Annotated in this window: 12 protein-coding genes; 6 read left to right on the top strand and 6 right to left on the bottom strand. The window is 67.0% G+C overall.

Going from position 1 to position 13,860, the window contains the following annotated elements:
• Positions 1 to 11: 11 nt before the first annotated feature.
• Positions 12 to 728, bottom strand: a complete 717-nt coding sequence (locus ACN9M1_RS15010; RefSeq protein WP_426395545.1) for a glutathione S-transferase — start codon at positions 726 to 728, stop codon at positions 12 to 14.
• A gap of 123 nt (positions 729 to 851) precedes the next feature.
• Between ACN9M1_RS15010 and ACN9M1_RS15005 the strand changes: the two genes are divergently transcribed.
• On the top strand, positions 852 to 2,102 hold the full coding sequence (locus ACN9M1_RS15005) for an MFS transporter (protein WP_426395544.1): 1,251 nt from the start codon (positions 852 to 854) through the stop codon (positions 2,100 to 2,102).
• A 98-nt stretch (positions 2,103 to 2,200) separates the two neighbouring features.
• On the top strand, positions 2,201 to 4,471 hold the full coding sequence (locus ACN9M1_RS15000; RefSeq protein WP_426395542.1) for a mechanosensitive ion channel family protein: 2,271 nt from the start codon (positions 2,201 to 2,203) through the stop codon (positions 4,469 to 4,471).
• Positions 4,472 to 4,752: 281 nt separating this feature from the next.
• Here ACN9M1_RS15000 and ACN9M1_RS14995 read toward each other — a convergent pair whose 3' ends face one another.
• A complete protein-coding gene (locus ACN9M1_RS14995) occupies positions 4,753 to 5,802 on the bottom strand; it encodes a porin (protein WP_426395540.1) in 1,050 nt (349 codons plus the stop codon).
• A 265-nt stretch (positions 5,803 to 6,067) separates the two neighbouring features.
• On the opposite strand from ACN9M1_RS14995, the gene ACN9M1_RS14990 reads away from it, so the two are divergent.
• On the top strand, positions 6,068 to 6,931 hold the full coding sequence (locus tag ACN9M1_RS14990) for a MurR/RpiR family transcriptional regulator (RefSeq protein WP_426395538.1): 864 nt from the start codon (positions 6,068 to 6,070) through the stop codon (positions 6,929 to 6,931).
• 117 nt (positions 6,932 to 7,048) lie between these two features.
• Here ACN9M1_RS14990 and ACN9M1_RS14985 read toward each other — a convergent pair whose 3' ends face one another.
• Both ACN9M1_RS14985 and ACN9M1_RS14980 read right to left on the bottom strand, forming a co-directional pair.
• The gene (locus ACN9M1_RS14985; protein WP_426395536.1) at positions 7,049 to 7,801 is read right to left on the bottom strand and encodes a PepSY-associated TM helix domain-containing protein; all 753 of its coding nucleotides are present in this window, start codon (positions 7,799 to 7,801) and stop codon (positions 7,049 to 7,051) included.
• 90 nt (positions 7,802 to 7,891) lie between these two features.
• Positions 7,892 to 8,791 carry a helix-turn-helix domain-containing protein gene (locus ACN9M1_RS14980; protein WP_426398880.1) on the bottom strand — a complete coding sequence of 300 codons (900 nt, stop codon included), beginning with the start codon at positions 8,789 to 8,791 and terminating at the stop codon, positions 7,892 to 7,894.
• 137 nt (positions 8,792 to 8,928) lie between these two features.
• Here ACN9M1_RS14980 and ACN9M1_RS14975 point away from each other — a divergent pair, with 137 nt between their 5' ends.
• Positions 8,929 to 9,873, top strand: coding sequence for a serine aminopeptidase domain-containing protein (locus tag ACN9M1_RS14975; RefSeq protein ID WP_426395534.1), 945 nt, complete (start codon positions 8,929 to 8,931; stop codon positions 9,871 to 9,873).
• On the opposite strand, the gene ACN9M1_RS14970 is transcribed toward ACN9M1_RS14975, so the two are convergent.
• Positions 9,861 to 10,670: a MipA/OmpV family protein gene (locus tag ACN9M1_RS14970; RefSeq protein WP_426395532.1), complete on the bottom strand. Its 810-nt coding sequence runs from the start codon at positions 10,668 to 10,670 to the stop codon at positions 9,861 to 9,863. The genes ACN9M1_RS14975 and ACN9M1_RS14970 overlap by 13 nt on opposite strands.
• A gap of 202 nt (positions 10,671 to 10,872) precedes the next feature.
• On the opposite strand from ACN9M1_RS14970, the gene ACN9M1_RS14965 reads away from it, so the two are divergent.
• Positions 10,873 to 11,604, top strand: a complete 732-nt coding sequence (locus ACN9M1_RS14965) for a response regulator (RefSeq protein WP_426398879.1) — start codon at positions 10,873 to 10,875, stop codon at positions 11,602 to 11,604.
• Positions 11,605 to 11,607: 3 nt separating this feature from the next.
• Positions 11,608 to 12,906: an ATP-binding protein gene (locus ACN9M1_RS14960; RefSeq protein WP_426395530.1), complete on the top strand. Its 1,299-nt coding sequence runs from the start codon at positions 11,608 to 11,610 to the stop codon at positions 12,904 to 12,906.
• Here the strand turns inward: ACN9M1_RS14960 and ACN9M1_RS14955 are convergent.
• Entirely contained in the window at positions 12,892 to 13,716 is an 825-nt protein-coding gene (locus tag ACN9M1_RS14955; RefSeq protein ID WP_426395527.1) for an AraC family transcriptional regulator, read from the bottom strand. The genes ACN9M1_RS14960 and ACN9M1_RS14955 overlap by 15 nt on opposite strands.
• Positions 13,717 to 13,860: the final 144 nt, after the last annotated feature.

Genomic DNA, 13,860 nt, shown 5'->3' with positions numbered 1-13,860 from the left:
CGCCGGGTTTGTCATTTCAGCGCATCCAGTTCTGGATAGTGTCGGAAGATGCCCATGGTGTTGAAGGGAATGCGGCGCGGCGACTGCAGATACGCGGCGATGTTCGGCAGCGCGGCCACGCGATCATGCAACGCGGCCAAGTGGGGAAGCTCACGCTCGTAACGCTGCATGTGATGCGGAAACGCATAGCGCAGCCCGGCTACGATCTGGAACAGCGATAAGTCCACATACGTCAGCGCATCGCGCACCGCCCAGGTGGGGCCGGCCAGGTTGCGATCGAGCACGCGCTCGAAATAGCGCAGGAACTTGGGCGCACGGTGTGCGAGGAAATCCTGCGTGCGCCGTTTGGCTTCGGCCAACTGGTCTTCGTAGTATTCGCCCGAGGCAATGGGGTGGTGCGTGTCGTGAATCTCCACCACGAAATCGGCAATCGTGAGTTGCAGGCCATGCGTCCACAGCCCGCCGGCTTCGTCGCTGGGTGCCAGACCGTAGTGCTGCCCGAGGTAGAGCAGGATGTTGGCCGTCTGCGGAATCACCAATTTGCCGGCTATCAGAAACGGCGGCGCGAACGGCGGCGTGGTGATGCCAGCGTCGTCGAGAAACGCTTCGATGGCAGCCGCATCTTCGCGGCCGAGGTCGGTGTAGGGCACGGCGGCCTGCTCAAGCGCGAGGCGGACGAACTCGCCGCGCCCTTGGATTTCGGGCCAGTAGTAGAGCGTGGTCTGCATGATGGAGGCGGAGGGGGAATGTGTACGGCGACGCAAGACCGGTGCCGCGCGGCGCACCACAGCAGGCACGGCGGCTGCGAACGATAATAGGCGGCCTCCTCCGAACCGCCAGCCGTGAACGCTGTGTCCACTTCCGTACCCATTGCCTCCATTGAACCTGCCGACCCTGCGCACTGGCTGGTGCGCGGCTCTCCGGGCTATCTGCGCGCCAATCTGGCGCTGTTTGCGGCCGGCTTTTCCACCTTCTCGCTGCTGTATTGCGTGCAGCCCCTGATGCCGCTGCTGGCGCACGACTTTGGCCTCACGCCCGCGCAGACGAGCCTCGTGCTGTCGGTATCCACGCTGCTGCTGGCCTTTGCGATTCTGTTTGCGGGGCTGCTGTCGGAGTCGATCCATCGCAAGACGCTGATGGGCGTGTCGCTGGTGTTGTCGTCAGCGCTCACGCTGGCGGCGGCGGTGCTGCCGGGCTGGCATGGGCTGCTGGCCACGCGGGCGTTGCTGGGCATCGTCCTGGGTGGGGTGCCGGCGGTGGCGATGGCGTATCTGGCCGAAGAGGTGCATCCGCAGGGCTTGGGGCTAGCGATGGGTTTGTACATCGGCGGCACTGCCTTTGGCGGCATGGCGGGGCGGGTGCTGACCGGCGCCGTGGCCGACCACGTTGGCTGGCGAGCGGCCATTGGCGTGACCGGCGCGCTGGGCTTGCTGGCGGCGTTGGCCTTTCTGTGGCTGCTGCCGCCGTCGCGCCGCTTTGTGCCGCGCAAGGGCGTGGCGTTGAGCGATCTGTTCGACACGCTGGGCGCGCATCTGCGCGAGCCGGGCTTGCGGGCGCTCTTCGCCATGGGCTTCTTGCTGATGGGGGGCTTCGTCACCGTCTACAACTACGCCAGCTTTCATCTGCTCGATGCGCCGTATGCGCTCAGCCAGACGGCGGTGGGCGGCATCTTCATGGTGTATCTGGTCGGCATTGGCGCTTCCGCATGGTTTGGCCGACTGGCGGATCGCCATGGCCGGGGCCGCATGCTGCTGCTGGGCACGGCATTGATGTCGGCGGGGGTGCTGTTGACCCTGGCCGCGCCACTGGCGCTGGTGATTGGTGGCATTGCGTTGCTGACCTTCGGGTTCTTTGGCGCGCATGCGGTGGCCAGCGGCTGGGTCGGGCGTCGCGCGCAGCGTGCCAAGGGGCAAGCCGCGGCGCTGTATCTGCTGGCGTACTACCTGGGCTCCAGCCTGGTCGGCACCACGGGCGGCAAGCTCTATGCGCCGTGGGGCTGGCCCGGCGTGGTGGCGCTGGTGATGGCGTGCATGGTGTGCGCACTGGGTACGGCGGCCTGGCTGTGGCGCCGCGCGCCGCTGCCTGCGGGCGCCAAGCGCTGAGGTCGGCCGCTCCACGAAATCGCCCCCACGGGAATTCGCCCCCCACGGGAATTCGCGTATCGTGCCGTGATCGCTTTTTGCACGATCGCTTTCCCGTCATGCGTACTCGTTCCTTCTTCTGGATGCGGCGGCTGTGGCCGGTTGCGTGGTTCTTGCTGATGTTGGGCATCGCCCATCTGGCGGAGGCCGCGCCGGTGTCGTTTGCCAAACTGGCCGGGCTGCCGTCGTCCACTGCCAGCGCATCGGCGCCGGCCGCCACGCCCGCACAGACGCGCCAATCGCTCGACGCCGTCATCACGTTGCTCGACAACGACCAGCAACGCGCCGCGCTCGTCACCGAACTCAAGCAGTTGCGCGATGGCGTGGCCGCGCAGCAAACCGCGCAAGCCGAGCAGGCGCCCGGTTTGCTCGGCGCGGTGGCTTCGCTCATCGAGCACGGTTCCGTCGAAGCCGACGTGGAAGCCGGTGCCCCGCGCTACTGGCTGCGTCGCCTCGATGCCGCCATCGACAACGCCAGCCTGCTCACCGCGCCGGACAAGCGCATGCCGCTGGCGGCCGATTTTGCGAGCACTGTTGCCATCTGGGCGGCGATTGCCGGCGGGCTGCTCGGCCTCGGCTGGTTGTTCCGGCGCGTGTTCGGCCTCAAGGCCGGGCTCGGACCCCATCCGACCACACGTGCGCTCTTTATCGATGCGCTGCGCAAAATCGGCCCGTGGGCCGTGTCGTTTGCCGTGATCATGCGCGTCTCGCACGACGCCACGCCCGGCTTTGTGCTGGCGCTGGTGCTGGCCTACGCCATCGTGTGGGGGGCGATCATCACCGCGGCGGTGGCGATGCTGTTCTCGTTGTTTGCCGGCAGCGCGCACCGGCGTGTGGCGGTGGAGTACCTGCTCAAGCACGGCATGTGGCCGATCTTCCTGACCGCCACACTCGGCGCGTGCGGCGACGCGCTGCTGGACCCGCGCGTTGCGCTGGTGCTTGGCGGTTCGCTCAGCCTGTTGCTCTCTACGGTGTGCAATGCGGTCTCGTCGATGATGCTGGCGGTGGGTGCGCTGTGGGCGCGTCGCCCGGTCGGCCAGTTGATTGCCAATCGGCCGCTGGAGACGCGCCAGGGTGAGCATGCCGGCAACCAGGTGCGCCATGTGATTGCCGCGCTGTGGCCGGTGCCGGTGCTGGTATTGGCGGGCGTGACGGTGCTGGCCACATTGACCATGCCGGACAACGTCGACGTGGTGTCGCGCCGCGCGGTGATGACCTCGCTGCTGCTGGTGGCGGCGCTCTTTCTGACGGCGGTGGTGCGGCCGCGCAAGAGCTGGCGCCGGCATTTGCGGCTCGCGCGCAGCTCGCCGTACGTGGAGCGGCTCAAGCATTTCTTCACGGCGCTGGTGCAGCTCGGCATCTGGGTCGTCTTTGTCGAGCTGGTGCTACGCGTGTGGGGCCATACGCTGGTGGAGGTCACGCACAGCTCCGTCAACGGCAAGCGCATTGCCGATGCGCTGGTCGGCCTGATCAGCACCGTGTTTGCCACGTGGCTGGTGTGGATCCTGCTGGACACGGCGATCCTGCGGGCGCTGTCGCCGGCCTCGGCGCGCGCGCAGCCGAGCACGCGTGCGCTCACCATCCTGCCGCTGCTGCGCAATGGCCTGAAGGTGACGCTGGTGGTGACGGCCAGCATCGGCGTGCTCGCCAATCTGGGCGTCAATGTGACCCCGCTGGTGGCGGGCGCCGGGGTGGTGGGCCTGGCGGTGGGGTTTGGCGCGCAGTCGCTGGCGCAGGATCTGATTACCGGCATCTTCATCCTGATGGAAGACACCATCAGCGTGGGCGATACGGTGGATGTGGGTGTGGCGACCGGTACGGTGGTCAACCTGACCATCCGCACGGTGCGGCTGCGTGACGGCACGGGGGCAGTGCTGTCGATTCCGTTCAGCCAGATCAAGACGGTGCGGAACCTCTCGCGCGATTACTCGTTTGCCGATTTTGAGGTGCGGGTGGCGATGGATGCTGAGCCGCAGCGGGCGATTGATCTCGTGCGCACGGCCGCCGACCAGGTTGCCAGCGAGCCGCGTTTCATGGCGACGCTGCTGGGCAGCGCGGAGGTGTTTGGGCTGGATCGCTTTGAGGGTGGGGCGATGGTGGTCAAGGGGCGGTTCCGGACGCGGCCGCAGAAGCAGGCGGATGTGCTGCGGACGTTCAATGTTGTGTTGAAGGATGCGTTTGATCAGGCGGGTGTGCCGCTGGCGACGCCGGGGACGGTGTTGCGGACTTCTGCGGCGTTTGAGGAATGGATGACGCGGGTTTCGCCGGGTGGGGAGAAGGCTCAGGACGTATCGCCGTCGGGCGAGCCGCCTGGGGCTGCGCCTGCTTAGGAGCGTTGATGGTTTGCTGATGTTTCGTCCCCTGCCGGGGCCGACTCAATTTCTCTGTCTCGCCAGAGAAAGTAAGCAAAGAGAGGCGCGCCCGAGATGGCGAAAGCCTCCTTGAATTTCTGTCGCAGAGAGGGGAAGGGGAAAACTCGCTGCGCTCAAACAGTTCCCCTTCCTTTTTCCTCTCTGCAACAGAAATTCAAGGCGCCATCTAGGGCAGGGTACGGCCACACCGTCTGAGCGCGGGTCTTTGCGCCCAGTGTTGGGGTGGCCGTATTGCCTGCTCAGAACCCGTGGCGCATGCCGACCATGACGCCGGTCTGCGACGATTTCGGCAATGCGGCGGCCAGGACGGTGCCGGCGTCTTTCTGGTGCGTATAGTCCATGCCGACGTATAGCCACGTGCGCTTGCTGACGACGTAATTCATGATCGCGTAGCCGGTGTAGCGCAGGCCATCGGGGTCACGCTGGCGGGTGGCCATGCCGCCGACCACCAGGTTGTATTGGCTGCTGAAGTCGTACTTCACGCCGCCGAGGATAAGGTCGTTTTTGGTGGGGGTGCCGTCGCGGTAATTGATGTAGCCGAGCATCAGCTTGGCGGGGCCCAGTTGTACGCTGCCGCCTGTGGTCCATGTGCGGGTGCCGACGGATTGCAGGTCTTTCTGCTGTTCCCATGCGCCGCCGAAGGTGAACGGGCCGTTGGCGTAGTTGAGCGATAGCGCACTGTAGTTGCCCGCGGAGAACGCGCCGGCCTGTTCGCCCATGCCGACCATCACACCGGGGCGCCAGCCGTTGAAATCGCCCACGTACTTGATCGCGTTGTCGATGCGCACGCCGGTGGCGGTGACGTGCCAGGCGGTGGCGCCCAGGTTGCCGATGGAAAGCGCGTCGTACTGGCCGGCGGTGTTGAAGACGAGGTTCTCTTGCCGGCCGAACGTCAGCGCGCCGAAGCCGCCTTCCAGGCCAACGTACGCCTGACGACCGAACAGGCGTGACGAAGCGGCCGTGGTGGGCTTGTAGCCGCCCAGGCCCATGTCGTTGGTAGAGCCCACCCCGGTGTCTGGCGCGAAGCCGCTGACGAGGTGAAACACGGCCTTCAGCCCGTTGCCGAGATCTTCCGAGCCGCGCAGGCCGAAACGGCTGCCGCTGTAGTAACCGCCGGCCATCTCGGCCTTGCCGTGGCCGGCGGCGTCATTGTTGGTGCTGTAGCGCAGGCCGGTTTCCATCACGCCGTATAGCGTAACGCTTGATTGCGCGTGGGCCGCGCTGCAGGCAAGCAGTGCCGCCAGCGCAGCGACTGACGGTGGAATGGAACGGATCGAAACGGTGGTCATGTGGCTCCCCTCTTGTCGTAATGGCCGGAATGGGTTTCCGGGATGGCTCGGGGGCGACTGTCGATCAACTCGTGCGTGTAAGGGTTGAAGTTACGCGTGCACCGGTAAAGCGCCGAGCACGCCGCGCTGGACCGGGTGGCGCACGCGGCCGGTGCATCAAGCGTAAACCGCGCACTTACAGTTTCTTGGGGGTTTTCCCTCGGCCGGCGCGGCGGGAGGGCGCCGCTACACTGGCGGACGCTCCTGACTGTCATCCGTCGCCGCCATGCCTTCGCCTTCCGTTCCTGTGCTCAACGCCTTGCGTGACAAGTTGCCCGCGCTCTCGCCGGCGCAGCAGGGCGTGGCGCGGCTGATCCTGGAGGCGCCGGAGTTGTCGCTTGAGCAATCGGTCGAGACGCTGGCCGTGCGTGCCGGTGTGTCGATGCCGACCATCGTGCGGATGTGCCAGGCGCTCGGCTTCGAGGGCCTGCGTGAGTTCAAGGCCACGCTGGCTGCGGAGTTGGCGCACGCGCAGCCGACCTTGCCGGGCCATGTCGGCCGGGCGGACCCGCCGGCGCTGGTGGCCAGCAAGGTTATCGACGGTGCGACACGGGCGCTGGCCAAGCTGCGCGAATCCTTGTCGACCACGCAGGTTGATGCGGCCGCCGAGCGCATCGCCCGCGCACGGCGGGTCGATTGTTACGCGGCGGGCGCGGCCTCTTCGTTCATGGCGAACGACATGCAGGCGCGGTTGATGCGGCTCGGGCTGGCGTCCAACGCCTACTTTGATGCGCACCTGCAGCTCGTCTCGGCGGCGATGCTCGGTGCGTCGGACGTGGTGGTGGCGTTCTCGCACGTGGGGCGCATGCCGTATCTGCTGGAGTCGATTGGCTATGCGGCGGAGCAGGGCGCTTGCGTGATCGCCATCACCCAGGCGGGCACGCCGCTGGCCGAGCGGGCACATGTCGCGCTCACGGTGGATGTGCCCGAAGATGCGGTGATGCGCGTGGGCACCGAGGCGTACCTGGTGCACCTGACCGTCATCGAGATCCTGATGACGTGCGTGGCGCAGCGCCGCGACGAGATGGTGCGCTCGCGCATGCGGGCGATCCAGCGGCTGCTCACCGAGCGCAGCGTCGACCGCCCATAGAAACGCGATCAGGACGATTCTGGCGGTCCGGCGACGCCTTGCCGTACGACTTGTAATGTCTGCGGCGCCGCCAAACCGCCAGAACCGCTGCGCTTCGCCCTGATCGCGTTTCTGAAATCAGAGCCGCGAGACCGCCAACCCGATCGCCAGCAGACTCCCCAGCCCAAAGATCGTCCAGCCGACCGTGCGGCGCTTGGTGGTCATGACCCACAGGCCCAGACCCGAGAGCGACAGGAAGATCAGACAGCCGGCCAGCGTATCCACCAGCAGAATCCACGGCACCGTCATGCCGGTGCCCTTGTGCAGGTTCATCAGCGTGCCGAGGAAACCGCTATCCGTTTGCCGGATCGACACCGAGCGGTTGCCGGCCCAGTACTCGGCCTGGATCTGCCGGGTGGGGCCGCCAAAGTTGAAGGTCCACTGCTCGGGTTGCATCAGGGGCTTGGCGTTGCCTGCTTCGCCTTTCTCGTTGCTCTTCTCCTCGCCCTTGGCGGGGCGTTCGGCCCACGCGACCGGTTTGGCTTTTTCCACGCGCACGCGGTTGGCGGGTTCGGGCAGGCTCAACGCCTGCTGCAGCCAGGTGTTCATGGCCTCGGGCGTGGCGGGCAGTGGATCGGGCAGGACGATCTGCGTGTTGGTGCGCTCTTGTGCCACGGGCAGCTTCAGCACCGCGCGATGGTTCAGCCAGATGCCCGACACACCAAAGATCAGCCCCATCACCGCGCCCCACAGGCCGAACCAGCCGTGCGTCTTGCGCAGCCACCGCACTGCTGTGGCACGGCGGTTGACCGGGTGCTGGGCAGGGGCTCGCGCAGGGCGAGCGGGTGTGGCGGGCTCGGCTGAACGTGGGGGCTGGGACAGGTCGGTCATGAAGCACAAGGCGGCGCAGCGGCCGCGGCTGGAGGGCAAATCGACCGGCCAATATAGATGAGAATAATTCTCGTTGCAACGAAGGGGCCGTTACAACGTAATACGCTCCAGCGCCGCGCGTGACGCCTCATCCGCCGGATAGAAGCACTCGATGCGCATCTCCTGCAGCCCGGCATCACGCGGGGTACCCAAGGTGGTGATGGTGGTGAACAGCGAGATCGTCACGCCATCGCGCTGCAGCGTCACGGGCAGGAACGGAGGCGGATCGTCCGCCTCGTGCGCCGACGTGGGGCGCGCGGCCAGTTCACTGGTGTCGAACAACGTGGGCTGCAACGCACGAATATCCTGCAGCAACCGCTGCGTGGCTGGATCGATGGCGTACAGGGCCAGTTCCTGCCGTACGCGCCGGGCCAGGTAGCGGCCGACGGCATCGCGGTTGACGATCGCAGGCCACAGCCCGGTCGGATCGAACACCAGCTTCATCATGTTGACGGCGCCTGGCGTTCCTTCGGCGCGATCATCGCCGATAGCCCAGCGCATCAGCCGGCGGTGCGCGGCATTGGCATCGAGCACATGCCAGAAGCGATCGAGCACGATGGCCGGATAGGGCGCCTGCTTGTCGAGGATCAGCTTGACCGCATGGCGCACGGCCTGCCGCATGGGCGAGCCCTCGTCGGTCGGCGCACTCAAGCCCTGCTCGGGGTACGCGGGGGCAAAGCCGGCGGCCAGCAGCATCTGGTTGCGGTGGCGCAGCGGCACGCCCAGCTCTTCGGCCAGCTGCAGGATCATGTTGCGGCTCGGCGCGGCGCGTGCCGACTCCAGAAAACTCACGTGCCGCTGCGACACGCCCGCTGCCAGTGCCAGGGCCAACTGGCTGTAACCCCGGCGCGTGCGCCAGAAGCGCAGCAATTGCGGGAAGCGGGCAATGGGCGGGACGGCGGCTTCGGGCGGTTCACCTGCCACCTGGGTGGTATCGGCTTCATCAAGCATGGTCATCCGTCACGTCATCGATCACGTCATCTATTGAAGCAGAGCGAGGTAGGTGCGGCGATTACCTGTGGCGTTATTGTGAGCCCGCCGGCCGCCGCCAATACTGCCTCCATCCCGACACCGGAGCGGAGTGCCTCATGCAGCGCGAGCCGATCGACTACCCCGCCGACGCCCTTCCCACCCGCGAAGACCATGTCCGTACCGCCGACGGCTGGACGCTGCCCGTCACGGTCACCAGCCCTGGCCTGGGCTCGCACGGCACGGTGGTGATCTGTTCGGCGCTGGGCGTGCCGCGCCAGTTCTACGCCGCCTTTGCGCGGGCGCTGTGCCTAGCGGGCTGGCGCACCGTCACGTTCGACTATCGCGGCATTGGCGAGGCACAGGCCAGCGGCCCGGGCACCCCGCGCTTTGCCAACTGGGGCCGGCAGGACATCGACGCGGTGCTGAAGTGGGTCCACGACACGCTCGTCCCCGAAGGTTGCGACGGCCGCAAGCTGGTGGCGCTCGGTCACAGCGCGGGCGGGCAACTGGCCGGCCTGGCGCCGCATATCGTGCATGCGGATGCGCTGGTGCAGGTGGCCTCGCCGCTGGCGAACGTCCGTGGCTGGCCGTGGCAGGGCGCCTTGGGGCGGCTGCCGTTTGCGTGGCTGCTGCACGTGCGGATTCCCCTGGCGGTCGCACGCGCGCGCGGCGGCATGGTGCCGCTGGCGGCCGTTGGCATGGGGCCGATGTCGATTCCCGCCACCATCCTCGGCGACTGGGCCGGCTTGGCTCGCCGGCGCGGCTATCTGTTTGCGCCACGGGCCGGGCTGGACACCCGTCGTTATGCACGCCTCAATGTGCCGTTGCTTGCCTGGGGGTTTGACGATGACCCGCTGGCGCCCGCCCAAGCCATCGACGCGCTGGTGGCGCGCTTTCCTGCCGCGCGCGTCACGCGGCGGCAGATCGGCGGCGCCGCGCTGGGCAGCAAGGGTGTCGGCCACATGGGCTTTTTCCGGGCATCATCCGGGGCGCCATGGTGGCGCGAAACCGTGGCGTGGCTCGATGCCCGCGTCCGCACTCAGAACGCTCAGAACGTATAGGCGATGCCTGTGCCGACGAAGTAGCCCTGCTTGTTCTGCACAATCGGGCTCTTGGCGGCATTGCCGAGCAGGCGCGACGTACCGACGGACGTGCGCAACGCCCAGTGGCTGGAGAAGGTGTGGGTCCACGCCATCGTGACGGACGCGGCCTGCAAGCCACCGTTGGTCGAATACTCCGCAAAACCGCTGTTGGCCGATTGCTCCGCCGTCACCCCGAAGTACGTCTGCATGTACTTGCGCGAACCGAATTGCAGGCTCGGGTTCACGGTGATCTTGTTGGAGCCCCAGCTGACCACCGGCGTGTTCAGGTCAATGTGGCCGGACCAGCCGCGCTCGCGGTGCGTCAGCGGCACCTCCAGCGTGGCGCTGGCCGTGGTTTCGCCGACGATCTTGCTGCCCACCGTAAAGACGCCCAGCAGCGAGCCCTTGACGTTGCCCATGCCCTTCAGATGGTCGGAGCCGGGGCGGCCGAAGCTGTTGTGGTCGGTACGGCCGGGGTCATAGGCCAGCGCCCCCGACGCGAACATGCCATTCAGAAAGCGGATCGCATAGCCGGCGCCGCCTTGCAGCGGATCAATGAACCAGCCGTTGCCGAAATCCGCCCGCACGCCGGGGCCGGCGATCAAGGTGCTCTGGCTGCTGCCGGCATAGCGCGGACGCGCGCCCACGTTGAGTGACACCGTATACGAAGCCTCCTCGGCATGCACCGGAGAGGGCGCCCACCACAGCGCAGACAGCAGGGCGAGAGACGAAACCGTCAGGCGTGACGCCAGACGCAGGGGGAGACGTAGATGCACGTTGGACCTCTTGTTGGACCTCTGGAGAGAGAGCCAGCAGTCTGGCGAGATCCGCCGCGCACGTCTGTCTGCAAATTGCCGGGAAGTTGTGCGTAAGTGTGCGCGAGTGTTTTCAAGTTTCTGCGCAGCATCCGTTGGCAAGCCAGTCCGCATACACTGCGCGCCATCAGAAAAACAACGGGGCGAATGGACGATGACGGCGATGACCGAGGGGCCGCCTAAGACCAAGGTGCTGCTGATCGAAGACGACGACCGCCTGGCGCAGCTCGTCAGCGAATACCTGGGCAACTACGAATTTGCAGTCGAGGTGGTGCGCCGTGGCGACATTGCCGTGGCGGCCGTGCGCGAGCATCAGCCGGCGCTGGTGATCCTGGACCTGATGCTGCCGCACATGGACGGCATGGAAGTGTGCCGGCGCATCCGCGCGTTTTCGCGCGTGCCGGTGCTGATCCTGACTGCGCGGGTGGATACGTACGACCAGGTGGCGGGGCTGGAGATCGGCGCCGATGATTACGTGCTCAAGCCCATCGAGCCGCGCCTGCTGGTGGCGCGCGCCCGGGCGCTGTTGCGTCGCGCGTTGCCGACCATGTCAACGTCGGAGCCCACCACGCCGCGAGACGACACGCTCGTCTTCGGTGAGCTCACCATCTCGCCGCCGAACCGCGCCGTGACATGGCGCGGGCAGTCGGTGGATCTGAAGACGGCCGAGTTCAACCTGCTGGTGATCCTGGCGCGTGCCGCCGGCACCGTGCTCAGCCGCGACGACATCCTCAAGCAACTGCGCGGCATCGAGTTCGACGGGCTGGACCGCACGGTCGATTCCGGCATCTCGCGCCTGCGCCGCCGCTTTGGCGACGCCTCGCCCGAGCCGCACAAGATCAAGACGATCTGGGGACGCGGCTATCTCTTCAGCCCATCGGCGTGGGAGGAATGAACGATGATCCGTTCCCTCATCAAGCTCTACGCGATGGTGCTGCTGGCCGCCGCGCTGGCACTGTTCGCCGTCAACCGATCTTTTGTCTGGATGTTCCACGACACCCTCACGCAGGGTGAGCGCGAGGTGCGCAAGGGCTATGCCTTCGTGTTGCAGGACTATCTGGACCGCGCCCCCGGAGGTGACCGCGCAGCGGCCATCGCGCGGCTGAACCAGCACGCCTGGGAGCGGTTCGACTTCGTCGATCCGGCTGCGGTGCCCACGCTGTCGACCCGGCAGCGTGACGACCTGGCCCACGGCAAGATGGTGTTGCAGACCAACGGGCGCGATTACTACCTGCCCCTGCGCGACGGCAGCGTGCTGCACGCCTACAGCGCCGACATCGACTACGGCCGCATCCGGGCCATCGCCTATGCGCTGATCGCCATTGCCGCGCTGCTGCCGCTGCTGCTCTGGGTGTGGCTGCACTGGCGTGATCTGCGCACGCTGGAAGACGCCGCACGCGGCTTTGGCGCGGGCAAGCTCACCACGCGTGCCCGCCTGAGCAAGCGTTCCAACGTGTACGGCCTGGCGCGCCAGTTCAACGAGATGGCTGAGCGCATCCAGGGTTCGATCCAGCACCAGCGCGAGATGATGAACGGCATCTCGCACGAGCTCAAAACGCCGATCGCGCGCCTGGAGTTCGGCATCGCGCTGCTGCAGACGCCCGTGCCCGACGCCCAGCGCACGCAGCGTCTGGACGCCCTGCGTCGCGATGTGCGCGAGCTGGACGAACTGGTGAGCGAACTGTTGGCCCTGAGCCGCCTGGAACAAGGCGCCACCCACCTCGTGCTGATGCGCGTGGCGGTGGGGGAGTGGCTCGACAGCGTGGTCGCCAGCGTGGCCAACGACGTGGCCGACCGCCAACTCAGCCTGACCGTACATACGGATGCCGCGCCCGCGCACCACGTGTGCGACCCACGCCTGGTGGCACGCGCGCTGCTCAACCTGATCCGCAATGCCGCGCGCTATGCGCGCAACACCATCACCTTGCGGATTGAAGCCGGCCAAGCAGGCGCGCTGTGCGTGGTGGTGGAAGACGATGGCCCTGGCATCCCGGTGCCCGACCGCGCCCGCGTGTTCGAACCCTTCCTGCGCTTGGATGCCAGCCGTGACCGGCACACCGGTGGGTTTGGCCTGGGCCTGGCGATCGTGCGGCGCATTGCGCTCGTGCATGGCGGCGACGTCCAGTTGGATGCCGCGCCCAGCGGCGGCGCCCGCTTTACCGTATCGCTGCCGGCGATGTCCCTACCGCTGATCTAGCGGCGCTGCGGCCTGGGCATGCTCCGCGCCTGGCCGATGCAGGAACGCGCTGGGGCTTTGTCCAAACGCTCGCCGGAACATCGCGGAAAACGCGCTCTGGCTGTTGTAGCCCAGCGTTTGCGCCACCTGCGCCAGCGGCATCCCCTGCGACATCATCGGGATGGCGCTGGCCAGCACGGCCTGCTGGCGCCATTGTGAAAAGCTCACGCCCAACTCGTCTCGAAAACGCCGCGCCAGCGTGCGCGTGCTGGCGCCCACGTCGCGTGCCAGATCATCGAACGTGAGCGCTGAACCTGGGTCGGCCATTACGCGTTCGCACAGGGTGCGCAGGCGTTTGTCGGCGGGCATGGGCAGATCGAGCGGCAGCGGGGCGCTGCGGCGCAGCTCATCCAGGATGAGCGCGGCCAGCGCCTGCTCGCGCGCGGGCGGCAGGGGCTGGCGCACGTCCATCGCGGCAATCAACTCGCGCAGCAGCGGCGAGACCTCCATGACGCGGCATTCGGCCAGCGTGCCCGTCACCACGGACGGGTCGGCATACAGCGTGCGCAGGAACGCCGCCTCCACCACCCACACCTCGTGCTCGATGCCGGGCGGAATCCAGATTGCCCGGGAGGGCGGCACCACCCAGGCCGTATCGCCCGCCTGCACGCGCAGCACGCTGTTGTGGCTGTACGCCACCTGCGCCCACGGGTGTGTGTGACGCGGAAAGCGCGTGTTGGCCTCCATCTGCCGCGTGTACAGCCGCACGGGGTGCGCGAGCGATGGCGGCGTGCGGCCTTCGACATCGGTGGGCAGAATGCGCTGCGGCATGGTGGTGGGGGGTGGCGTGGGAGGTTTGCGACAGAACGATCGAGCGAGTCTAAAACGCGCCCGCCAGGACTTGTCGAAGCCCCTGCCCGGTGGCAGGCTATCGACCTCGCGGGCAATGTCTCGCGCGACCAGAACAACAAAAGT

The organism is Ralstonia sp. R-29, from assembly GCF_049913345.1.
Lineage (GTDB): Bacteria > Pseudomonadota > Gammaproteobacteria > Burkholderiales > Burkholderiaceae > Ralstonia.
Note: the sequence above shows the minus strand (reverse complement) of the source record. Positions and strands in the feature narration are given on the sequence as shown.